The following is a 22,213-nucleotide window of genomic DNA, read 5'->3' as shown; positions in this document are numbered from 1 at the left end:
TGTCCTGTGCACAGCAGCAAAGTCTCCGAACCCTCCGGGCCGACGTCGCGAGGGGGCGCCGGCAGCGAGACCGGCGCCACCACCGGCACCGGTTCCGCCTCCGGCGCCACCACCAGTTCCAGCACCGGCACCGGCACCGGCAAGATCCCGCTCGTGGGCCTGCTGGCCTTCGCCAGCGGGTGCGTCGACGTCGTCAGCCTCATCGCGCTGGGCGGCGCGTTCACCAGTGTCGTCACCGGGAACCTGATCTTCGTCGGCCGCGCGATCGGCACCGGCACGGCCACCCCCGCCGTGCACGCCGTGCTGGCCGTGGCCGGCTACGTCCTGGGGGTCGCCGCGGGAAGCCGGCTGGGGCACGGGTTCGCCCACTGGGGCCCGTCGGGCGAGTGGCCCGGGCGGGCGACCGTCGTGCTCGCCGCCGAGTGCGCGGTGCTGGCGGCGGTCAACGCGGCCTGGTTCGCCTACCACGGGCGGCCTCCGGCCCGGGCCACGGACGTGCTCCTGGTCGGCGCGGCCCTGGCGCTGGGCGCTCAGGGCGCGGCCCTGCGCTCCGTTGCCGGCACCCCCTCGACCACCTTCATGACGGGCGCGCTCACCACCCTGGTCGAGGCGCTCTTCACCGGCCGCCGGCGGCATGTGGACCCGGCCGCGGTGGTCGGCCTGCCCGCCCTGGTCGGAGGGGCCGTGTGCGGCGCCGTCCTGGCGGAACACGTGCGCGGGCTCGCCCTGTTGCCTCCGCTCCTGGCCGTCCTCGCCGTGGTCGTCTTCCGGCTGCGCCGCCACCCCGCCGAACTGCGCGAGGCCCACGGCACCAGCGGGTCCTGAGCCGGGTCGGGCGCGTGCGGCCCCGTCAGGCCGCGCCGCCCGCAGCCGATTTCGACCCGCTGACCTGGGCCTTCCGGCAACGCCCGGTTAACTCCGCGGAAACTAACCCCTTCCCCCCGGCCGATGTTCCATATATCGCGTTCCGTATTCCGAGGCGGGAGTGATGCGAGTCACACCGCTGTGCAGTGGTGTGGATGCGAGGAGCTGCCGTGAGCGAGCCGGGCTTCCGGGCCGGGTTCGCCGAACTCGCCCGTAGGGGCCTGTCGTTCGACGCCTGGGTGTACCACCACCAGTTGCCCGGGCTGCGCGACCTGTGCCGGAGCCGGCCCGAGGTCCCGGTGGTCGTCGACCACCTGGGCGGCCCTCTCGCGGTCGGCCCCTACGCCGGCCGCCGGGAGTCGGTGCGCGCGGCCTGGCGCGCCGCGCTGACCGACCTCGCACGCGTGCCCAGCGTCCACGTCAAGCTGGGCGGCATCGGCTTCCCGCTGATGATCGAGCCCTCGGCCGTCGTCGCCCGGCGCGGCCCCGAGGCGCGCCGGGCCCTGGCCGCCGACGGCCTGGACCCCGACGCCGTCCCGCCCACCTCCGGGGAACTGGCCGCCCACTGGGCCGAGGACGTCCGCTGGGTGATCGAGCTGTTCGGCGTCGACCGCTGCATGTTCGAGAGCAACTTCCCGGTGGACCGGGTGACGTGCTCCTACCGGGTCCTGTGGAACACCTACAAGCGCATCGTGGCGGACGCGAGCGCCGACGAGAAGGCGGCCCTGTTCCGCGGGACGGCGCGCGCGGTGTACCGGATCCCCGTCCCGCCCCCCGCCCCGCCCGCCCACCCGTCACCGTGGAGGCCCTGATGACCGTGTTCAAGTACCAGCTCACCGCCGGCCGTGAGCCGATCAACATCGACGACTACCGGCGGCAGGCCCGCCGCAGCCTGCCCGACATGGTGTGGTCCTTCTTCGACTACGGAGCGGAGGACAACGTCACCCTGGCCCACAACCGCGAGGCGTTCGCCCGGTACGCGCTGCGCCAGCGCGTCCTGGTGGGCAACGAGCCCGTGGACCTCGGCACCACCGTCGCCGGCGACCGCCTGGACCTGCCGGTGCTGCTGGCGCCGACCGGGCTGTCCGGGCTGGTGCACTGGTCGGGCGAGCGCGCGGCGTGCGTCGCCGCCGAGAAGGCCGGCACCCTGGCCGTGCTCAGCACCGCCAGCTCGTACTCGTACGAGGAGGTCGCCGAGGCCACCGAGCGGGACCACTTCTTCCAGCTCTACCCGTACCACGACAGCTCGTCCTCGACCGGATCGATGCAGAACAACGTCGTGGCCTCGCTGATGGACCGGGCCCAGGAGGCCGGTTTCCGGGCGATGTTCGTCACGGCCGACGTGCCGATGTCGGGCAACAAGGAGGCCGAGCGCCGCCGCGGGCTCGGCAAGCCCCCGGTCATGACCCCGCGCCGCGCGATGAGCGGCGCGCTGCACCCGCGGTGGGCGTACGGCTTCGTGCGCCACCAGCGGATCTCCATGCGCAACCTGGTCGACACCGGCGGCAGCAGGGCGGCGATGTCCTCGCTGGTCAAGCAGGAGAGGATGATGCGCCGCGAGCTGTCCTGGGACGACCTCGCCTGGATGCGCAAGCGCTGGGACGGCCCGCTGTACGTCAAGGGCGTGCTCGACCCGCAGGACGCGGCGCGGGCCGTCGACGTGGGCGCGGACGGCCTGGTCGTCTCCAACCACGGCGGGCGCCAGCTCGACGGGGCCCCGGCGAGCCTGGACGCGCTCCCGGCGATCGTGGAGCGTGTCGGCACCGGCGCCGAGGTGCTGTTCGACGGCGGGATCCGGCGCGGCACCGACGTGATCAAGGCCCTGGCGCTCGGCGCGCGGGCCGTCCTGATCGGCCGGCCCTACCTGTACGGCCTGGCCGTCGACGGGGAGAACGGCGTGCGACGGGTGCTGGAGATCCTGGGCGAGGAGATGTCCCGGGCCATGACGCTGATGGGCGTGAAGAGCCTCGCGGACCTGGACCCGTCGTGCGTGTTCCCGGTCGGCGCGCCCGTCGTGGACCAGGACCGTTGAGCCGGCGTCAGGAGGAGGAGCGCACATGATCATCGACTCCCAGGTCCACGTCTGGCGGCCGGACGCCCCGGCGCACCCCTGGCCGCCGGGCGCCCGGGACCTGCCGTTCGTCCACCGCCTGGACGACCCCCTCGGGACCGGGGAACTGGTGGGGGCCATGGACGGCGCGGGCGTGGACATGGCGGTCCTCGTGCCGCCCTCCTTCGCCGGGGACAGCAACGAACTCGTCCGCGACGCGGTGGCCGGGCTCCCGGACCGGTTCCTGGCGTTCGGCCGCCTCCCGCTCCACCGGCCGATCGGGGTCCGGGAACTGGCGGCGCGGCGGCGGGACTTCCGCCTGACCGGGTTCCGGCTGGCGTTCAACCAGGACCACCTGCGGCGGGTGCTCGCCGAGGGCGGCGCCGGATGGCTGTGGCAGGTGTGCGAGCGGCTGGACATCCCCGTCATGGTGCTGGCCGCCGGTATGGAGGACGCGCTGGAGGAGGTGGCCCGCGCCCACCCCGGTCTGCGCATCACCCTCGACCACCTCAACCTCGGCACGCGGCGGCCGACGGTGGGGCGGCTCCTGCCGGACATCGCCCGGCTCGCCGGTCTGGCGGCGTGCCCCAACGTCAGCGTGAAGGCGTCGGCGCTGCCGAACTACCTGCCGCCGGGCACGGACCCGGGGGAGCTGGCGCCGGCCGTGCTGGCGGCGCTGGAACTGTTCGGCGCCGACCGGGTGTTCTGGGGCAGCGACCTGTCCCGGCTGTGCTGCCCCTACGCGGAGTGGCTGGACCTCTTCCGCACGGGCCTGCCCGGGCTGTCGCCGGCCGAGCGCGCCTCGCTGCTCGGCGACGGCATCGCGCGCTGGCTCGGGCTGGGGGAACCGGCGGCCGCCAGGACGGGGGCCGGCCCGCGGGACACCCCGCGCGAGACGGCCGCCGAAGCGGGAGGGCACGCGTGAACGTCGGCTTCCGCGTCCACCAGGACGTCCTGCGCCCGGACCGGGCCCTGCTGGAGGGCTTCGCCGGCGCCGCAGTGGGCAACCTCTCCGACGCCATGCACGGCCTGTACACCATGGACAGCGGGATCCGCCCGGTCGTGACGCCCGCCGCCAGGGTCACCGGGCCCGCCGTGACCGTGGCCGTCTCGCCCGGCGACGGGCTGATGCTGCGGGAGGCGATCGGCCTGGCCCGTCCCGGTGACGTGCTGGTGGTCAACGCCTTCGGGGCCACGGACCGCGCGGTGCTCGGCGGCACCGTCCTGCTGGCCGCCCGTGACCGGGGCGTGGCGGGCCTCGTGGTCGACGGCGCGGTACGGGACCTCGACGAGATCGCGTCCCTCAGCCTGCCGGTCGCGGCCCGCGCGGTCACCCCCCGCAGCGGGACCTCCACGGCCGGCTGGGGCGAGGTCAACGTCCCGGTCGCCTGCGGCGGGGTGGTGGTGCAGCCGGGCGACGTCGTCGCGGCGGACGGCGACGGCATCGTGGTGGTGCCCGCCGACCAGGCCGCGGCGGTGCTGGCCGCCCACCGTGAGGTCGAGGCGGCGAAGGGACGGCCGTCGGACCTCGCGTCCGGCGGGGAGGCGCGGCGGTCGCGCGCCGACGTGGTGTTCCACCGGACCCGCGCGGCCATGGCCGAACGCGGGGCCACCGTGGTGCCGGCGGCCTACCACCGGTGGCCGGTCCCCCCGGGGCCGACCGCCGCAAGTCGGCCGGATCGCGCGTAGCGATGCCCGGCCCGCGAAGAGTACAGAATACTGGATACGAAGTACGCATCGGAGTGACGGACCCTCCGGTGCCCGGTCGGGAAGTGCCGCTCGCCAGGACGACGCGGCAGTTCGAAGGAGAGTTGTCCCGCGCATGAGCCCTCGCGAATCCACCTCGGTGACTCCGGACCCCGTGCTGTTCCCCGGTGCTCCGGCGCGCCCCGACAGCCTCACCGACTTCGTCTTCGAACTGGTCCGTGACGCGATCATCAACAAGTCGCTCGCCCCGGGCAGCGTGATGACCGCGAGCGACCTGGCGACCCGGCTCAACGTGAGCAAGACGCCGGTGCGGGAGTCGATGATCCGGCTGAAGGAGGCCGGCCTGCTGGTGCCGGACGGCAGACAGTTGCGGGTCATCACGCCCTCCCGCCAACTGATCCACGAGGCGTACGAGTTCCGCCTGTACATGGAGCCGCACTGCGCCCGGCTCGCCGCGCAGCGGGCCGGCGCGACGGTCAGGGACCAGGTGGCCGCCAGCGCGCAGCGGGCGGTGGCGGGCGCCGACAGCAGCGACGAGTACTACGCGGCCGGCCGGGACTTCCACCTGCGCATCGCCCAGGCGACGGACAACGCCCTGCTCCGCAAGGCCGTCGAGCAGGCGCACGTCTTCACGCTGACCCTCTCCCGGCGCGACCTGCCCGCACCCCCCGACCAGGCGGGGCGGGCCGACGACCACGTCGCCGTCGCCAAGGCGATCCGGGCGGGCGAGGGCGACCTGGCCGCCGACCTGATGCGTCGCCACATCACCGTCCTGATGGAGTCGGCGCTGGCCCGCTTCGGCGAGGAGTGACCCCGCCGGGCCCGCCGGGCGCCCCGGGCGCGGCCCGGAGCGGCTCCGAGCGGCTGCGAGCGGCTGCGAGCGGCTGCGAGCGGCCCGGGTCGGTCCCGATCCGGTCCCGGTCAGGCGTTGAGGGCCGGGATGACGCGGCTGCCGTACGCGTCGATGACGCTCTCCTGGGCGTCGTGCATGTCGTAGACGGCGAACTGGTCGACGCCCGCGGCCCGGAGCGCCGACAGCTTCTCGACGTGTGCCTCGACCGGGCCGATCACGCAGAAGCGGTCCACGATCTCGTCCGGCACGAACGCGGTGTCGGGGTTGCCCGTGCGGCCGTGGTGGGAGTAGTCGTAGCCCTCACGCGCCTTGATGTAGTCGGTCAGCTCGTCGGGGACGTCCGACGAGTGGGCGCCGTAGCGGGCGACCAGGTCGGCGACGTGGTTGCCGACCATCCCGCCGAACCAGCGGCACTGGTCCCGGGCGTGGGCGAGGGCGGCCGGAGAGTCGTCCTCGGTGACGTACGCCGGCGCGGCCACGCAGACGGTGACCGAGGCGGGGTCGCGGCCCGCCGCCTCCGCGGCCCCCCGCACCGCCTTCACCATGGAGGCGGTGAGGTAGAGGTCGGCGAGTTGGAGGATGAAGCCGTCGGCCTCCTCCCCCGCCATCCTCAACGCCTTCGGCCCGTACGCGGCCATCCACACGGGGAGTTCCGCGCCCTCGGAGATCCAGGGGAACCGGACCGCCGTCCCGCCGCCGAGGTCGGCCTCCTCCCCCCGGCCCAGCGCCCGGATCACCCTCATCGCGGCGCTGATCCGGGCCAGGGTGTTCGGCTTGCGGCCGGCGACCCGCATCGCCGAGTCGCCGCGGCCGATACCGCAGACCGTGCGGTTGCCGTACATGTCGTTCAGGGTGGCGAAGGAGGACGCGGTCACCTCCCAGGTGCGGGTGCCGGGGTTGGTGACCATCGTGCCGACCTTCAGGTGCTCCGTCGCCGCGAGCACCTGGCTGAGGATGACGAACGGCTCCTGCCACAGCACGGCCGAGTCGAAGGTCCAGCCGTGGGTGAAGCCGTTGCGCTCCGCGCGCCGCATCAGGGCGACCACCCGGGAGGCCGGCGGGTCGGTCTGAAGGACGAGTCCGAAGTCCAAGGGAGGCCCCCTAGTTCAGGTACTGGCAGGTGGACCGCGGCGTGTAGGCGCCGTGGCCGGCCCGCCCGGTGTACGTACGCTGCGAGATGACGGGCTCGCCGCGCGAGAGCACGGTCTCCACCCGGCCGGTCAGCCGCCTGCCCTCGTAGGCGGAGTAGTCGACGTTCATGTGGTGGGTCTCGGCCGAGATCACCTGTTCGGCCCGCGGGTCGTAGATCACGATGTCCGCGTCCGAGCCCGGTGCGATCGTGCCCTTCTGCGGGTAGAGGCCGAACATCCTGGCCGGTGTGGCGCAGGCGATCTCGATCCAGCGGCGGCGGCTGATGTGCCCGTCCACGACCGCCTGGTGCAGCAGGTCCATCCGGTTCTCGACACCCGGCAGGCCGTTGGGGATCTTGGAGAAGTCGCCGCGGCCCAGTTCCTTCTGGCCGGTGAAGCAGAACGGGCAGTGGTCCGTGGAGACCACCTGGAGGTCGTTCGACCGCAGTCCCCGCCACAGCGCCGCCTGGTGCTCGCGCGGCCGCAGCGGTGTCGAGCACACGTACTTCGCGCCCTCGAAGTCCGGCTCGGCGAGGTTGTCCGTGGACAGGAACAGGTACTGGGGGCAGGTCTCACCGAAGACGTTGAGGCCCTCGTCCCGCGCGCGGGTCAGTTCCGCCACCGCCTCGGCCGCCGACACGTGGACCACGTACAGCGGCGCGCCGGCCACCTGGGCCAGCTTGATCGCGCGGTAGGTGGCCTCCGCCTCCAGCAGCGCCTTCCGCACCTCGCCGTGGACGCGCGGATCGGTGTGCCCGCGGGCCACCGCCTGCTCCACGAGGACGTCGATGGCGATGCCGTTCTCGGCGTGCACCATGATCAGGCCGCCGTTCTGTCCGGCCCGCTGCATCGCCCGCAGGATCTGCCCGTCGTCGGAGTAGAAGACCCCCGGGTACGCCATGAACAGCTTGAACGAGGTCACGCCCTCCTCCACGAGGGCGTCCATCTCCTTCAGGGTCGACTCGTTCACGTCGGAGGCGATCATGTGGAAGCCGTAGTCGATCGCGCAGCGCCCGTCCGCCTTCTCGTGCCAGGCGTCCAGTCCCGCCCGCAGCGAACCGCCCTTCGACTGGATGGCGAAGTCGATGATCGTGGTCGTGCCGCCCCAGGCGGCCGCGCGGGTGCCGGTCTCGAAGGTGTCGGAGGAGAAGGTGCCGCCGAACGGCATCTCCATGTGCGTGTGCGCGTCCACGCCGCCGGGGACGACGTACTTCCGCGACGCGTCGATCACCCGGTCCGCCGTCCACTGCTGGCTGCCCGGGGTCGCCAGGGCGGCCACCCGGCCGTCCTCGACCAGCACGTCGGCGTGCGTCTCCTCGGCTGCGGTGACGACCAGGCCGCCGGTGATGAGCGTGCGGGTCATCGCGTGCCCCCCTCGGCCGGCTTCCCGAGCTCGGCCTGCGCGGCGGCCAGCGCCTCGCCCAGTGCGGCGGCGCCCTCCTCCGCCTCGGTCACGGTCAGGCTCAGCGGCGGGGCGATGCGCAGCGCGTTGCCGTCCCGGCCGCCCTTGCCGATCAGCAGGCCGCGCTCGCGGGCGGCCTCCAGGACGAGGGCGGCGGCGGCCGGCGACGGGGTGTCGGTGCCGGGCTCGACGAGTTCGACCCCGAGCATCAGGCCGCGGCCGCGCACCTCGCGGACGATGCCGCTGCGCGCGGCGACCGCGTCCAGCCGGGCGCGCAGCAGGCCGCCGACCCGGCGGGCGTTGCCCTGGAGGTCGTGGTCGAGCAGGTAGGTGAGGTTGGCCAGGGCGCCCGCGGTGGTGATCGGGCTGCCGCCGAAGGTGGAGATGGAGTTCGCGCCCAGGCAGTTCATCACCTCCGCGCGCGCCACCACGCCGCCCATGGACAGGCCGTTCCCGATGCCCTTGGCGAAGGTGAGGATGTCCGGCGGGCCGGCCTGGTCGTGGGCCTGCCAGCCCCAGAAGTGGTCGCCGGTGCGGCCCCACCCGGTCTGCACCTCGTCGGTGATCCACAGGATGCCGTGCCGGTCCAGCACCCGCTTGAACGCGGCGAGCAGCCCGTCCGGGCCGGAGGTGAACCCGCCCACGCCCTGCACCGGTTCGGCGATCAGCGCCGCGACGGTGCCGTTCGCCTGCCCGAGCAGGTCCTCCAGGTCCGCCACGCAGGCGTCGGTGAACTCGGCGTCCGTCAGGTGCGCGTAGGGCCCGCGGGTGCGGACCCCGCCGTGCACGTAGAGCGTCTGGAGCGGGGAGAGACTGGTCGGGGACCAGGCGGAGTTGCCGGTGATGCCGATGGAGGTGAAGGACCGGCCGTGGTAGCTGTTGCGCAGCGCCAGCACCTGGTTGGAGCGGCGGTACGTGGTGGCCAGCAGCAGCGCGGTGTCGTTGGCCTCGGTGCCCGAGGTGGTGAAGAACACCCGTGCGTCCGGGATGCCGGACAACTGGGCGATCCGCTCGGCGAGTTCGACCGCCTGCCGGCTGAGGTAGAGCGTCGAGGTGTGCAGGATCCTGCCGGCCTGCTCGGTGACCGCGGCGGTCACCTCGGGCAGCGCGTGGGCGGTCATCGTGGTGAGGATGCCGCCGAAGAAGTCCAGGTAGCGGTTGCCCTCGGCGTCCCACACGTAGCGGCCGGCGCCGTGGGTCAGCTCGATCGGCCGGGCGTAGTAGGTGGCCAGCCAGTCGGGCAGCACCGCCTGGTGGCGGGCGTGCAGCGCGGCGTGCGCGCTGCCGGTCGCGGTTGCCATCTGCTCACGCCTCCGTCAGGTCGCCGTAGGCGTCGGGCCTGCGGTCGCGGTAGAACGCCCAGGTCTGGCGGACCTCGTCGATCAGGTCGAGGTCGAGGTCGCGGACGAGCAGTTCCTCCGCGGTGTCGGAGGCGGCGCCGTCCACGAGCTGTCCGCGCGGGTCCACGAAGTAGCTGGTGCCGTAGAAGTCGTTGTCGCCGTACGGCTCGGTGCCGACGCGGTTGATCGCCGCGACGAAGTACGCGTTGGCGACGGCGGCGGCCGGCTGCTCCAACTGCCACAGGTACGCCGACAGGCCGCGGCTGGTGGCCGACGGGTTGTAGACGAGCTGGGCCCCGGCCAGGCCGAGGGCGCGCCAGCCCTCGGGGAAGTGGCGGTCGTAGCAGATGTACACGCCGATCCGGCCGACCGCGGTGTCGAAGACCGGCCAGCCGAGGTTGCCGGGTTTGAAGTAGTACTTCTCCCAGAAGCCCTTGACCTGCGGGATGTGGTGCTTGCGGTACTTGCCGAGGTAGGTGCCGTCGGCGTCGATCACCGCGGCGGTGTTGTAGTAGAAGCCGGACTGCTCGACCTCGAAGACCGGCACGACCATGACCATCCCGGTCTCCCGGGCCAGCTCCCGCATCCGGCGCACCGTCGGGCCGTCCGGCACCGGTTCGGCCCACCGGTAGTGCTCGGCCTCCTGCACCTGGCAGAAGTAGGGGGCGTTGAACACCTCCTGGAAGCCGATCACCTTCGCGCCCTGTGCGGCCGCGGCCCGCGCGTGCTCCTCGTGCTTGGCGATCATGGACTCGGTGTCCCCGGTCCAGGTGGCCTGCACCAGCGCGGCCCTGACGACGTTGCTCATCCGCAGCTCCTCTGACGTGACGTCACGTCGGTTCTACGCCCGTAGATCCCAGCCGTCCGACGAACGTAAGTCCCGCGCACCACTGTGGCAAGGCCCCTGCGGTTACCAGCCGACAACGGCCTTGTTTCGCACCCTCCCGACCCGTACGGCGGCATCGGCCCGCCCGCGTGACGGGTCGGCCGCCGCGGGAATCGCCGGGGGGCGGCGGGGCGGTTCTCAGCCGAGCGCCGCGGAGATCTCGCGGTGGCAGGGGCGGGAGACGCGGGAGGCGGCGGCCAGCAGGGGCGCCGCCAGGGAGGGGCGGGTGCGGGCGACGGCGGCCGCGGTGGCGGCGGGACGCGAGCGCGCCAGGGTCTCCAGCAACTCGCCCGCCTCGCCGGCCCGCCCGGCCCGGTGGAGGGTTTCGGCCACGACGGCGACGTCCTCGGGACTGCGGGCGGCGGCCTGCCGCAGCAGCGTCAGGCAGTCGCCGCCGCGCCCGTCGCCGGCGAGCGCGGCGGCGGCCTCGGCGAGCGGCTCCGGCGGGAGCGCGGCGATCTCCCAGAGCAGGGTGGCCACATCGGCCCCGAGCCCGGTGCGCTCCAACTCCCGGACGACGTACGGGATACGGTCGGCGGGCCCCTCCGCCGCGGCGCACAGGACGAGGTAGGCGGCCCCGCTCTCCCCGGCCCGCCGCAGCGCGCCGAGCCGGGCCGCGGCGGCCTGCGCCTCGCCGGTCCAGCGCGGGTCGGGGGCGGCCGAGGCGGCGGGCGCGGAGCGCGTCCTGGGAGCGCCGGCGAACCGCGCCCCGCTGGGCGCCTGCCCCGCGGCGGGCACGGGCGGCGCGGGCAGTAACGTCTCCGCGGTGGGGGCGCCGGCGAACCGGGCGCCGCGCGGCGCCGAGGACCGGGTCCAGGTCCGGGTCCGGGTGGGCGCCGGGGTGGGGGCGCCCGCGCCGCTCCCCTCGTTCCCGCCGCCGGCTCCGCCCGCACCGCTCCCACCCCCGGCACCGTCCCCACCGCTCCCGCCGCCCGCGCCCGCGAACCGCGCGCCCGTGGGCCGCCGTACCTCCGCGGCCTCGGACCGGCCACCGCCCGCACCGGCGGCGCCGACACCCGCGTCCGTGCCCGCGGCGGCCAGCAGCCTCTCCCGCAGTTCCCCGCAGCGCGCCGATGCCCGGGCCAGGTCGTCCCGCGCCCACGCCAGGCCGTGGGCCAGCCGGGCGCCCTGCGCTCCCCCGGAGCGGCCGTCGGCGTCCTCGCAGGCGCGCGCGGCGGCCCTGGCCCGCGCCGCCGCGGTGTCGCGCTCCCGGATCGCCGCGTCCAGCCGGGCGCGCAGCACGTCGGCCGCACCGGGCAGCGCGTCCTCGGCGACGACCGCGGCCCGGTGCAGCGCGTACGCCCGGCCCGCCTCGCCCGGATCGGCGTCCGCCGCACCGCCGTTGACCGCGACGTCGCGCAGCACCGTACGCACCACGTCCCACGGCGGGAGCCGCCGCCCGCTGCCGTAGGCGGCCGCGTCCTCCGGGTGCCGCTGGGCGAACACGCCGTACCAGCCGGGCCGTTCACCGAGTGCCGCGAGCAACGACCGGAAGTAGTACGCAAACTCGGCCGCCACCGCGCCCTCCGCCCTCACACGCCGGGCTCCGCCCGCCCGGCCTCCGTCCGGCATTGCACACCCGTTGCGTTACGTGCCCGCTACGCGCTCTTTTCGCTCCTGGTCCCGCCCGCCGGGACGCGCGGGCGGGGGCGGGGCGGCCGTACGGCCCCGCCGCCCGGTCTCGACAGGCAAACTTGCAAGTCTTCCTGTCGATCTCCTACGGTGGAGGCATGTCACAGGCCGAACGACTCCGGACCGCCGACGAGCTGACCACGCTCGTCGCGCAGTTGTCGCGCCGGATGCGGATCGCGTCGAGCGGGGCGGAGATCACCCCCTCCCAGCAGTCGGTGATCAGCCGGCTCGACCGCGAGGGCCCGGCCACCACCGCGGCACTGGCGCGGGGCGAGCTGGTCAGGCCGCAGTCCATGCGGATGACGCTCGCCGCACTGGAGGAGCGCGGGCTGGTCGCGCGCGCGCCGCACCCGACCGACGGCCGCCAGGTCGTCTTCTCCCTCACCGACGAGGGCGCGCACCTGCTGCGCACCGGCCGCCGGGCGCGCCGAGGATGGCTCGCCGAGGTGATGGAGGCGCGGCTCAGCCCGGCCGAGCAGCGCGCGATGACGGACCTGGTACCGCTGCTGCGACGCCTGGTCGAGTCGTGACCGGAATACCCGCGGCACGGCCGGGCCCTCGGGCACGTTCCACCGCCGCACGCATACGGCCCGCCCTCACCCGCACACGCTCCGCCTTCCGGACACGCCCGGTGGTCGCCCCACGGCACCCGGTCGCCCCACACCCCTCGGCCGGCCCGCGGCACCCGGTCGGCACACCTCCCACGGCTCGCGCGATCCCCGCCCTCCGCACGTGCACCGGCCGGTGCGCGCGCCTCGCCCCTCCCCCGGATCGTCGGCCGCGCCCCCGCACCCGTAGGCCCGGCACCCGTCGGCCCGGCGGCCACCGGACGGCCGACCGGTGAGCCGGGCGACGAACGGCCCCGCGCGCGGGCGCTGGGAGCCGGGGACACCCGGCGCCGAGCGGCCGCCGGAAGCCGCGGACCCCCAGGCCGCGCGGCCCGCCGAGGGCGCCGCCCCCGGCTTCGGACCCCGCCTGGTGGTGCCGCTGATGCTCGGCGCCGTCCTCAACCCGATCAACTCCACGATGATCGCCACCGCGCTGGTCGCGATCGGCGGCAGCTTCCACGCGGGCGCCGCGGACACGGCCTGGCTGGTGTCGAGCCTCTACCTGGCCAGCGCGGTGGCGCAGCCGACGATGGGACGGCTCGCGGACCGGCTCGGCCCGCGCCGGGTGTTCCTGACCGGGCTGCTCGTGGTGGCCGCGGCGGGAGTGGTGGGCACCGCGGCTCCCTCCCTGGCGTGGCTGATCGTCTCCCGCGTGATGCTCGGCATCGGCACGTCGGCGGCGTACCCGGCGGCGATGGCGCTGCTGCGGGCCCACTCGCAGCGGATCGGCGTCCCGACGCCGCGCCCGGTGCTGGGGCTGCTGTCCCTGGCGGGCCTGTCGAGCGCGGCGGTCGGCCCGGTGCTGGGCGGCGTGCTCGCCGCGACGCTGGGTTGGCGCGCCGTCTTCGCGGTGAACCTTCCGCTCGCGCTGGCCGGGTTCGTGCTGGCGGCGCTCTGGCTGCCGCGCACGTCCCCGGCGCCGGTCGCCGCCCCGCCCGCGGCGCCGGCCCCGGCCACGCCCGGCTCGGGTGCCCCAGGAAGCGGAAGCGGACGTCCGGGCAGCATCGACCCCGTCGGGATCGCCCTGTTCGCGGCGCTCCTCACCACCCTGATGCTCTTCCTGATGCGGCTGTCGGCACCGCCGTGGCCGCTGCTGCCGGTGGCCGCCGTGCTGGCCGGTGTGCTCGCCCGGTGGGAGCTGCGCCGCAGCGCGCCGTTCCTCGACCTGCGCATGCTGGCCCGCAACCGCCCGCTGTCGCTGACGTACCTGCGGCACGGCATGACGTACCTGGTCGTGTACTGCGTGATGTACGGCTACGCGCAGTGGCTGGAGGACGCGCACGGCTACTCCTCGGCGACGGCCGGGCTGCTGATGCTGCCGATGTCGGTGGCGGCGATGGCCACGTCGCTGCTGGGCGCGCGGACGAAGGGGATCAGGGGGCCGCTGACCGCCTCCGCGGTGCTGCTGACCGGCGGCGGCGGGCTGCTGCTGGCCGCAGGGCACACCACCCCCGCGTTCGCGCTGTGCGCGGCGGGCGCGCTGTTCGGCCTGCCGCAGGGCCTGACCGCCACCGGCAACCAGGCGGCGGTCTACGCCCAGGCGCCTCCCGGCGAGACCGGCAGCGCGGCCGGGTTGCAGCGCACCTCGCAGTACCTCGGCGCGATCACCGCGGCGAGCCTGATCGGCCTGTTCTACGGCCGGCGGGCCACCGACGCGGGCCTGCACGAGATGGCGCTGACCTCGGCGGTGCTCGGGGTCGTCGTCCTGCTGCTCACCGTGGCCGACCGGTCGCTGCGCCGGCCGGAGCGGTGACCCACGACCTTTCCCGTACGACCACGCACCACCACCCATCCCGTGAGAGAGAGCACTCCGCCATGACCGCGACCACCCTCGACGCCCGCACCGCGCTCGTCGTCATCGACCTCCAGCAGGGCATCACCGCGCTACCGACCGTCCACCCGTCCGCCGAGGTGGTCGAGCGCGCCGCCCGGCTCGCCGCCGCCTTCCGGGCGCGCGACCTGCCGGTGGTCCTGGTGAACGTCACCGGCGTGGCCCCCGGCCGCACCGACGGCGGCCCCGGCGGCCCCGTCTCCTTCCCCGACGGCTGGGCCGACCTCGTCGGGGAGCTGGACCGGCAGCCCTCCGACATCACCGTCAGCAAGCAGCAGTGGGGCGCGTTCTACGGCACCGGGCTCGACATGGAGCTGCGCCGGCGCGGGGTGACCCAGATCGTGCTGGTCGGCATCTCGACCAGCATCGGTGTGGAGTCCACCGCCCGCGACGCCTTCGAGGCCGGCTACCACGTCACGATCGCCACCGACGCGGTGACCGACACCGACGCGGACGCGCACGCCAACTCCGTGCAGCGGATCTTCCCGCGGCTCGGGGAGACCGGCGGCACCGACGAGATCCTGGCGCTGCTGCCCGCCGCCGGCAACTGACCCGGCGTTCCCGGCCCGGGACCTGACCGCGCCCGACCCGCGCCGGGCCGGACCCGACCGGCCGGACCCGACCGGGTCGCGCCGGCCGACCCGGACCCGTGATCCGCAGGCCGCCGCCGTGCCCGCCCGGGTACGGCGGCGGCCGCGTCCGCGCGCTCCTTCGAGGGGGCGACGGCCCGGCTCGAACACCGCTACGATGCCGCGCCATGAGCGACGACGTGCGCAACCTCGTGCTGGTCCTGGCCGGTCTGGCCATCGGCGGTCTGCTCGGCTGGCTGGTCCGCGGCAGCCTGTGGCGGCGCAGGCTCCACCGCAGGCAGCGCTTCTTCGGGCTGCCGAAGGACTCCGAGTGCCTGCTCGTGGTGCCGCGCGACCCGGGGTCCCGCGGCTGGAGCCTGGCCCGGCACGACGCGTTCGCGCTGCTGGAACTCGCCGCGGTGATCAAGGAGTGCGGTGCGCACGCCGAGGTGCTGGCCCACGACACGGCGTGGCAGGGCTTCGGTGCCCGCACCGAGTTCTGCATCGGCGGCCCGACCGCCAACTACCGCCTCGCGGCGCACCTGCGCTCGATGCTGCCCGGCGTGGAGGTCGACACCGACCCGTCGCAGGGCCCGAACCAGGGGGCGATCACCGTGGCCGGCGAGACGTACCGGCTGGAGAAGGGCGCGGTGGAGTACGTCCTGCTGGCCCGGCTGTCGTCCGGCCGCGAGTCCGGCAACGACCGGCCGGTCTTCCTCGCCTCCGGCCAGCGCGGCATAGCCAACCAGGCCGCGACCCGCTACCTCGCCCGCCACCACGCCCGGCTGATCCGCAAGTACGGCCAGGACCCGACCTTCTGCCTGCTGCTGCGGGTGGTGAACTCGCAGGCGTACGGCTCCGACGTGGTGGAACTGGTCGCGGACGTCACCAAGCAGGCCACCACCGCCCCCAAGACCCCCGCCCCCTGAACCGCCTGCCCTCTGCTCCGCCTGCCGGCGGTCGGCTGCGCGTCGTGCCGGGACGGCTAGTTGGCGAGGCCGATCACCATCCACATGACGCCCGCGCCGCCGACCGTGCAGAGCAGGGTGGAGGTGGAGGGGTGCGGGCTGTGGGCCTCGGGGAGGATGTCGGAGGTGGCGAGGTAGAGCAGGAAGCCGGCGAAGAAGCCGAGGTAGAGGCCGAGCACCCCGGACGGGATGGTGAAGGCCAGGGTGATCGCGGCGCCGGCCACCGGGGCGATCGCGTCGGCGGCCAGCAGCGTCTGGGCACGGCGCCGGCCGTTCCCGTAGAGCCGCGTGATCGTGTAGGTGTTGAACCCGTCGGCGAAGTCGTGGGCGACGACCGCGATGGCCACCACGATGCCGACGGTGTTCCCGGCCTGGAACGCGGCGCCGATCGCGAAGCCGTCCATCACGCTGTGCCCGACCAGCGCGCACGCGGCGGCGACGCCGACGCCCTTGACGGGGTCGTGCGCGTGGGCGTGTCCGTGGGTGTGCGAGGCGTACTCGCCCTCGTGGGCGCGGTGGATGGCGACCGACCGCTCCACGACGTGCAGGGCCAGGAAGCCGGCCACGAACATCAGGAGGCCCGCGGGCACCCCGAAGACGTGCCGGGGCTGGTTCTCCAGCGCCTCGGGCAGCAGGTCGAACCCGACGACGCCCAGCATCAGCCCGGCGGCGAGCCCCAGCACGAGGTGGCGGCGGTCTCCGATGTGCTGTGCGACGACACCGCCGACGAGGGTCATCACGAAGGCGCACATGGCTATCAGGACCGGCATGCGGCAATGATCCAGGACGGCGTCCGCGCTGGCGAATCCGGGTGCCCCCGCCGCGGGCCGCCGCCGGGCGCGGGGCGGGCGGTCAGCCGGCGTCGCCGCGGGCGGCGGCGCGCTCCGCCCGCTCGGCACCGGCGTCGGTGATGTCCAGGAAGACCCGGTCCGCGGCGGGCCAGCGCTCGCGGATGGAGTGCCGGATGCGCATGCTGACCTCCTCGACGCGCTCGCTGTCCATCCCGCCCAGCAGGTCGATCCGGGCGGCGACCAGGGTGGAGTCCATGCCGAGCCGCATCGTCAGCAGCTCCTCGACGGTGTCGATCTCCGGCTGCCGTGCGAGCAGGCCCTCGATCTCGTCGCGCAGGCCGGGGTCGGCGGCCAGGCCGATGAGCTGGCGGTGCGCGGTGCGCGCCAGGCTGGTGGCCACGACCATCAGCAGCACCCCGACCGCCATCGAGGCGGCCGCCTCCGCCTCGGCGTCGCCGGTGGCCATGTGCACGATCATGCCGGTGGCGGCGAGCAGCACCCCGATCACGGCGGTGCCGTCCTCCGCGAGGACGGTGCGCAGCGCCGGGTCGTCGGAGCCCTCCTCCGACCGGCGGGCCTGGACCACCGCACGCAGCAGCGAACCGCCCTCGGCCAGCAGCGCCACCAGCAGCACCGCCAGGCCCGCGAGGTAGCCGTTCCGGCTCTCCCCGCCGTGCTCGCCGAGCGCGTGGATGCCCTGATAGAAGGAGAAGCAGCCGCCGAGCACGAAGATCCCGACCGCGGCGAGCAGCGACCAGAAGTAGCGCTCCTTGCCGTAGCCGAAGGGGTGCCGGCGGTCCGGGGCGCGGCGGGAGCGGCGCAGCGAGGTGAGCAGGAAGACCTCGTTCAGGCTGTCGGCCACCGAGTGGGCGGCCTCGGACAGCAGGGCGGGGGAGGCCGCGAACAGGCCCGCGGCGGTCTTGGCGGCGGCGATCACGAGGTTCGCGCCGAGTGCGACCAGTACGGCGCCGCGGGTTCCCTGGTCGCGTGACGTGTCTGCCATCCGCTCTCTCCTCATCGGTCACTGGGTGTGACCCCTCGTGTGGTGATCCGCATTTCCCGGTCTCCGGTCGTGTTCCCCCGCAGATCGCGGGCACCCGTTGGTTGAGGAGGTGCCGAAATGTCTCTTTCCGAGCAGCACATGGTCCAGCTCGCTCTTCCCGCCGGTTCGATCGGTCCCCTGGTGATCGGTATCTGCATCGTGATCGTCCTGATCGCGGCCGTGGTGTTCGGGATGCGGCGGCTGGGCAGGGGCCCGGGGGTGCCGACGGGCACACGGCCCCGGTCGGGCGCGTGGCAGACCCGCCAGGAGCACGACAGCGGTGCACCGCCGGACCACGGTCCCGGGCACCAGGGCGACGGGCTGCGCAGCCATGACGCGCGGCGGATCGAGCCCGACGAGATGCCGCAGGACGGCCGGCGCAGGTTCCCGCACGAGGTGCACGACTCCGGGGTGCGCTCCGGTCGTGTCCCCTCCCACCCGCGCCGCCACAGCGGCCCCAACGTGGACTGACCCCCGCGGCGTGCCGGACCGGCCCCACTCCGGAGTGGGGCCGGTCCGGCATGTCACGGGCGCGCGGGAAGGCGTCGAGCGGCCCTACGTCGGGGAGGGGCCCAGGCGCCCCTCCCCGACGTAGGGCCGCCCTGGCCCCTCCCCGCGGACGGCTCAGTCGGCGAGGAGCTTGCGGGCCGCGGCGGCGATGGCGGGGGCGCTGACACCGGCGGCGTCGAGCTGCTCGTCCGGGGTCGCCGACCCCGGCATCGAGTGGACGGCCAGCCGGGTGCACAGCGGCATCGGGTGCCCGTTGCCGAACGCCTCCAGGACCGCGTCGCCGAGGCCGCCCTCGGGGTGGTGGTCCTCGACGGTGACGAACCGGCCGGTCTCCCGGGCGGCCGTCCGCAGGGTCTGCACGTCGACCGGCTTGAGGGAGTAGAGGTCGATCACCCGGGCGGCGATCCCCTCGGCCGCGAGCTTGTCCGCCGCGCTCAGCGCCTCGTGCACGGTGACGCCGGCGCCGATCAGGGTGACCTGGTCCTCCCCGCCCGCGCGCAGCACCTTGCTGCCGCCGATCGGGAACGCCTCGTCGGGGCCGTAGATCACCGGGAAGTCGCCGCGGCTGGCCCGCAGGTAGGTGATGCCGCGCCGCTCGGCCATGGCCGTGACGAGCTGCACGGTCTGGTTGGCGTCGCACGGGTAGAGCACGGTGCTGCCGTGGATCGCGCGCAGCATCGCCAGGTCCTCCAGGCCCATCTGGGACGGGCCGTCCTCGCCGATGGCGACGCCCGCGTGGGTGCCGACCACGTTGAGGTCGGAGCGGGACACCGCGGCCATCCGCAGGAAGTCGTGCGCGCGGGTGAGGAACGCCGCGAAGGTGGACGCGTACGGCGTCCAGCCGCACACCCCGACGCCGACGGCCGAGCCGATCAGCTCCTGCTCGGCGATGTAGCACTCGATGTAGCGCTCGGGGTGGTCGGCGGCGAAGAGCTGCGCCTTGGTGGAGTCGCCGACCTCGCCGTCGAGCGTGACGACGTCGCCGCGCCGGTCGCCGAGCACCGCCAGCGTCTCGCCGAACGCGGTGCGCGTGGCGACGCTGCCGCCCCGGTCGTAGCGGGGCAGGGCGGCGTCGGGGTCGGGGGCCTCGCGCGCGGGGCGCTCGGCGTCGGCGGGCGCCTGGACCTGGACCCGCAGGTCGCGGCGGCCGCCCAGCTCGCGGATCGCGGCCTCGGCGTCCGGCAGCGGCTTGCCGTGCTTGCCCTCCTGGTTCTCCACCGCGGCCACGCCCCTGCCCTTGCGGGTGCGGGCGATGATCGCGGTGGGCGCGCCGCGGTTGGCGCGGGCGGTGGCCATGGCCCGGTCGACGGCGTCCACGTCGTGGCCGTCGATCTCCACGGTGTGCCAGCCGAAGGCCCTGATCCGCCGGGCGTACGCGTCCAGGTCCCAGCCGTGCCGGGTGGGTCCGCGCTGGCCGAGCCGGTTGACGTCGACGATCAGCGTGAGGTTGTCGAGCCCTTCCATCCCGGCCTGCTCGAACGCCTCCCACACCGATCCCTCGGCCATCTCGCTGTCACCGCACACCACCCACACGCGGTAGGGCAGGCGGTCCAGGCGCGCGCCGGCCAGGGCCACGCCCACGCCGATCGGCAGGCCCTGGCCGAGCGAGCCGGTGGCCACGTCGACCCACGGGACCTTCGGGGTCGGGTGGCCCTCCAGCCGGCTGCCGAGCTTGCGGAAGGTGAGCAGCTCGTCGTCCGCGATCGCGCCGGCCGCCTTGTAGGCGGCGTACAGCAGCGGGGACGCGTGGCCCTTGGACAGGATCAGGTGGTCGTTGCCGGGGTGCTCGGGACGGTCGAAGTCGTAGCGCAGGTGCCGGGCGAGCAGCACCGCGAAGATCTCCGCGGCGGACATCGAGGACGTCGGGTGGCCGGAGCCGGCGGCGTCCGCGGCGCGGACCGCGTCCACTCTGAGCTGCTGCGCGAGTTCGGCGACCTGCGCGTCGCTGAGCACGGTGTCCTGCGTGACGGTCGGGGGCATGGTGCGGTTCTCCCTTGTCCGAGGTGTCCGAGGTGTCCGAGGTGTCCGAACGGCCCCCCTTCCGTCCGGCTGCCCGACCAGGCCCGCACCAAACGGATGGGTCAGGGGCACCCCAGGACGCGGTCGACGAGGGTGTCCCGCTCGGTCTGCGGGATCGCGGTCCACCGCATCCCCCGCAGCGCCCCTTCGAGCGCCAGGAGGGTGTGCGTGCAGGCGTCCTCCGGAAGCTCCGGACGGATCTTCTCGAAGGCCCGGCCCGAGCCGAGCCGGCGCAGTTCGCCCGCGTCGTCCACGCCTGCGCGGCGCAGCCGGTCGGCGAGCACCGCTCCGATGTTCGGCAGTTGCTGAAGGGAGTCCACGTCATGCCTCCGTACGAGCCGGTGGTGAAGGTGGTCTGAGGGAGCGTCAGGAACCGGTGAGGGCGCGCTCCTGTGTGTCCGCTGGCGCCATCATGCACGCGCGGTACACGCCTTCCGGCCGATCGGCGGCTGACACGCCCGTGGTGGTCCCCCGCGCTGATGACCCCGGTCGGCCGCACGCCGCACCCATGCCCCCGCTCACACCTCCAGGTCGACCACCACCGGAGCGTGGTCGGAGGCACCCTTGCCCTTGCGCTCCTCGCGGTCCACGTACGCGTCGGAGACCGCCTCGGCGAACGGCGCGTTGCCGTAGACCAGGTCGATCCGCATGCCGCGGTTCTTGGGGAAGGCGAGCTGGCGGTAGTCCCAGTAGGTGTACGGGTGGTCGTACTTCAGCGGGCGGGGCACCACGTCGGTCAGGCCGGTGCCGCGCAGGGCGGCCAGGGCGGCGCGCTCGGCCGGCGTGACGTGGGTGGCGCCCTCGAAGACGGCGGTGTCCCACACGTCGGCGTCGGCCGGCGCCACGTTGTAGTCGCCGAGGACGGCGAAGGGGCGCTGCCCCGCCGCGTCCCCGGCGACGGCGGCGGTCAGCGCCTCGAACCAGCGCAGCTTGTAGGCGAAGTGCGGGTGGTCGACCTCCCGGCCGTTCGGCACGTAGACCGACCAGACGCGGACCGGGCCGCAGGTCGCGGCGAGGGCCCGGGGCTCGGCGACCTCTTCGTACCGCGGGCCGTCGGGCAGGCCGTGCACCACGTCGGCCAGGCCGACCCGGGAGACGACCGCCACGCCGTTCCACCGGCCGGTGGCCTCGACGGCGGCCTCGTAACCGATCGCGCGCAGCTCCTCGTGCGGGAACTGCTCGGCGGTGCACTTGGTCTCCTGGACGCACAGCACGTCGGTACCGCTGCTCTCCAGCCAGGCCAGCAGCCGGGGCAGCCGCGCGGTGATCGAGTTGACGTTCCAGGTCGCGATACGCATGGCCCCAACCTAGCCGCTGGGTACGACAGCCCGGCCGCGCCCCTCAGGCGGTGGTGGCCTCCCCCGGCGCCAGCCGCAGGTGGTCGGCGCCGCCGAGGTTGCCGATCTGCAGGTCGTAGATCGGGCGGGCCAGGTCGGTGAGCAGCGCGTCGTGCACGTCGATCGACCTGCGGGGCCGCACCTCGCGGACGTAGTCGATGATCTCGGAGACCTTGCTCCAGGGCGCCTGGACGGGCAGCAGCAGGGTGTCCACCGCGTGGCCGGGCAGCGTCAGCGCGTCACCCGGGTGGAAGACGGCCCGGTCGATCAGGAAACCGATGTTGGTGATGCGCGGGATGTCCGGATGGATCACCGCGTGCAGCTCGCCGTGCACCTGCACGTCGAAGCCGGCCGCCATGAAGTTGTCGCCGTGGCCGACGGCGTGCACGCGGCCGGGGAAGGCCGCCGACATCTGGTCCGCGACGCTCGCCAGGGTCCACAGCTCCGCGGCCGGGTTCGCCTCCAGCCCGGCCCGCAGCCGGTCCTCGCTGAAGTGGTCGGCGTGCTCGTGGGTCACCAGGATCGCGTCCACCCCGGCCACCGAGTCCGGCTCGCTGAACGCGCCCGGGTCGATGACGAGCGTGCGGCCGTCCTGCTCCAGTCGCACGCACGCGTGCGATTTCTTCGTCAGCTCCATACCGCCATCTTGCCCGGGTCCCCCGCGCCGTGCGGCA

Annotated in this window: 22 protein-coding genes; 11 read left to right on the top strand and 11 right to left on the bottom strand. The window is 74.5% G+C overall.

Annotated elements, in window-relative coordinates:
* Positions 1-6: 6 nt before the first annotated feature.
* From RVR_RS29330 to RVR_RS29305, 6 genes are all read left to right on the top strand, one after another.
* Positions 7-825 carry a YoaK family protein gene (locus RVR_RS29330; RefSeq protein ID WP_202236922.1) on the top strand — a complete coding sequence of 273 codons (819 nt, stop codon included), beginning with the start codon at positions 7-9 and terminating at the stop codon, positions 823-825.
* Positions 826-1,034: 209 nt separating this feature from the next.
* Positions 1,035-1,676 (top strand): amidohydrolase family protein, encoded by a 642-nt coding sequence (locus RVR_RS29325; RefSeq protein ID WP_202236921.1) that lies wholly within the window; start codon positions 1,035-1,037, stop codon positions 1,674-1,676.
* Positions 1,676-2,896, top strand: a complete 1,221-nt coding sequence (locus RVR_RS29320) for an alpha-hydroxy acid oxidase (RefSeq protein ID WP_202236920.1) — start codon at positions 1,676-1,678, stop codon at positions 2,894-2,896. The genes RVR_RS29325 and RVR_RS29320 overlap by 1 nt, the downstream gene beginning before the upstream one ends.
* 25 nt (positions 2,897-2,921) lie before the next feature.
* Positions 2,922-3,839 carry an amidohydrolase family protein gene (locus RVR_RS29315; RefSeq protein ID WP_202236919.1) on the top strand — a complete coding sequence of 306 codons (918 nt, stop codon included), beginning with the start codon at positions 2,922-2,924 and terminating at the stop codon, positions 3,837-3,839.
* A complete protein-coding gene (locus RVR_RS29310) occupies positions 3,836-4,603 on the top strand; it encodes an RraA family protein (protein WP_202236918.1) in 768 nt (255 codons plus the stop codon). The genes RVR_RS29315 and RVR_RS29310 overlap by 4 nt, the downstream gene beginning before the upstream one ends.
* Positions 4,604-4,736: 133 nt before the next feature.
* Positions 4,737-5,432 carry a GntR family transcriptional regulator gene (locus RVR_RS29305; RefSeq protein ID WP_202236917.1) on the top strand — a complete coding sequence of 232 codons (696 nt, stop codon included), beginning with the start codon at positions 4,737-4,739 and terminating at the stop codon, positions 5,430-5,432.
* Positions 5,433-5,542: 110 nt separating this feature from the next.
* Here RVR_RS29305 and RVR_RS29300 read toward each other — a convergent pair whose 3' ends face one another.
* The 5 genes from RVR_RS29300 to RVR_RS29280 all read right to left on the bottom strand — a co-directional run bounded on the left by RVR_RS29300 (position 5,543) and on the right by RVR_RS29280 (position 11,750).
* Positions 5,543-6,565, bottom strand: a complete 1,023-nt coding sequence (locus RVR_RS29300) for a TIGR03842 family LLM class F420-dependent oxidoreductase (protein WP_202236916.1) — start codon at positions 6,563-6,565, stop codon at positions 5,543-5,545.
* Between the two features lie 10 nt (positions 6,566-6,575).
* Positions 6,576-7,967 (bottom strand): dihydropyrimidinase, encoded by a 1,392-nt coding sequence (gene hydA / locus RVR_RS29295; RefSeq protein ID WP_202236915.1) that lies wholly within the window; start codon positions 7,965-7,967, stop codon positions 6,576-6,578.
* Positions 7,964-9,307, bottom strand: coding sequence for an aspartate aminotransferase family protein (locus RVR_RS29290; RefSeq protein WP_202236914.1), 1,344 nt, complete (start codon positions 9,305-9,307; stop codon positions 7,964-7,966). The genes hydA and RVR_RS29290 overlap by 4 nt, the downstream gene beginning before the upstream one ends.
* A 4-nt stretch (positions 9,308-9,311) precedes the next feature.
* Positions 9,312-10,154 (bottom strand): nitrilase-related carbon-nitrogen hydrolase, encoded by an 843-nt coding sequence (locus RVR_RS29285; protein WP_202236913.1) that lies wholly within the window; start codon positions 10,152-10,154, stop codon positions 9,312-9,314.
* A 216-nt stretch (positions 10,155-10,370) separates the two neighbouring features.
* On the bottom strand, positions 10,371-11,750 hold the full coding sequence (locus RVR_RS29280; RefSeq protein WP_202236912.1) for a hypothetical protein: 1,380 nt from the start codon (positions 11,748-11,750) through the stop codon (positions 10,371-10,373).
* A 212-nt stretch (positions 11,751-11,962) separates the two neighbouring features.
* On the opposite strand from RVR_RS29280, the gene RVR_RS29275 reads away from it, so the two are divergent.
* The 4 genes from RVR_RS29275 (at position 11,963) to RVR_RS29260 (ending at position 15,801) form a co-directional block, all read left to right on the top strand.
* Positions 11,963-12,394 (top strand): MarR family winged helix-turn-helix transcriptional regulator, encoded by a 432-nt coding sequence (locus RVR_RS29275; protein WP_202236911.1) that lies wholly within the window; start codon positions 11,963-11,965, stop codon positions 12,392-12,394.
* A 310-nt stretch (positions 12,395-12,704) separates the two neighbouring features.
* Entirely contained in the window at positions 12,705-14,225 is a 1,521-nt protein-coding gene (locus RVR_RS29270; RefSeq protein WP_237405031.1) for an MFS transporter, read from the top strand.
* A 62-nt stretch (positions 14,226-14,287) separates the two neighbouring features.
* Positions 14,288-14,854 (top strand): isochorismatase family protein, encoded by a 567-nt coding sequence (locus RVR_RS29265; protein WP_202236910.1) that lies wholly within the window; start codon positions 14,288-14,290, stop codon positions 14,852-14,854.
* Positions 14,855-15,060: 206 nt separating this feature from the next.
* Positions 15,061-15,801 carry a hypothetical protein gene (locus RVR_RS29260; protein WP_202236909.1) on the top strand — a complete coding sequence of 247 codons (741 nt, stop codon included), beginning with the start codon at positions 15,061-15,063 and terminating at the stop codon, positions 15,799-15,801.
* Between the two features lie 56 nt (positions 15,802-15,857).
* Here RVR_RS29260 and RVR_RS29255 read toward each other — a convergent pair whose 3' ends face one another.
* Positions 15,858-16,610 carry a ZIP family metal transporter gene (locus RVR_RS29255; RefSeq protein ID WP_202236908.1) on the bottom strand — a complete coding sequence of 251 codons (753 nt, stop codon included), beginning with the start codon at positions 16,608-16,610 and terminating at the stop codon, positions 15,858-15,860.
* Between the two features lie 82 nt (positions 16,611-16,692).
* Positions 16,693-17,634 (bottom strand): cation diffusion facilitator family transporter, encoded by a 942-nt coding sequence (locus RVR_RS29250; RefSeq protein ID WP_202236907.1) that lies wholly within the window; start codon positions 17,632-17,634, stop codon positions 16,693-16,695.
* Between the two features lie 117 nt (positions 17,635-17,751).
* Here RVR_RS29250 and RVR_RS29245 point away from each other — a divergent pair, with 117 nt between their 5' ends.
* Positions 17,752-18,144 carry a DUF6479 family protein gene (locus RVR_RS29245; RefSeq protein ID WP_202236906.1) on the top strand — a complete coding sequence of 131 codons (393 nt, stop codon included), beginning with the start codon at positions 17,752-17,754 and terminating at the stop codon, positions 18,142-18,144.
* Positions 18,145-18,297: 153 nt separating this feature from the next.
* Here the strand turns inward: RVR_RS29245 and RVR_RS29240 are convergent, their stop codons facing one another.
* The 4 genes from RVR_RS29240 to RVR_RS29225 form a co-directional block, all read right to left on the bottom strand.
* Positions 18,298-20,163, bottom strand: coding sequence for a transketolase (locus RVR_RS29240; RefSeq protein ID WP_202236905.1), 1,866 nt, complete (start codon positions 20,161-20,163; stop codon positions 18,298-18,300).
* Between the two features lie 101 nt (positions 20,164-20,264).
* On the bottom strand, positions 20,265-20,522 hold the full coding sequence (locus RVR_RS29235; protein WP_202236904.1) for a TfoX/Sxy family DNA transformation protein: 258 nt from the start codon (positions 20,520-20,522) through the stop codon (positions 20,265-20,267).
* Positions 20,523-20,720: 198 nt separating this feature from the next.
* On the bottom strand, positions 20,721-21,500 hold the full coding sequence (locus RVR_RS29230; RefSeq protein WP_202236903.1) for an exodeoxyribonuclease III: 780 nt from the start codon (positions 21,498-21,500) through the stop codon (positions 20,721-20,723).
* Positions 21,501-21,543: 43 nt separating this feature from the next.
* On the bottom strand, positions 21,544-22,176 hold the full coding sequence (locus RVR_RS29225; RefSeq protein WP_202236902.1) for an MBL fold metallo-hydrolase: 633 nt from the start codon (positions 22,174-22,176) through the stop codon (positions 21,544-21,546).
* Positions 22,177-22,213: the final 37 nt, after the last annotated feature.

The organism is Streptomyces sp. SN-593, from assembly GCF_016756395.1.
In the GTDB taxonomy this organism is placed as follows: domain Bacteria; phylum Actinomycetota; class Actinomycetes; order Streptomycetales; family Streptomycetaceae; genus Actinacidiphila; species Actinacidiphila reveromycinica.
This window is presented reverse-complemented; position numbering and strand designations above follow the sequence as displayed.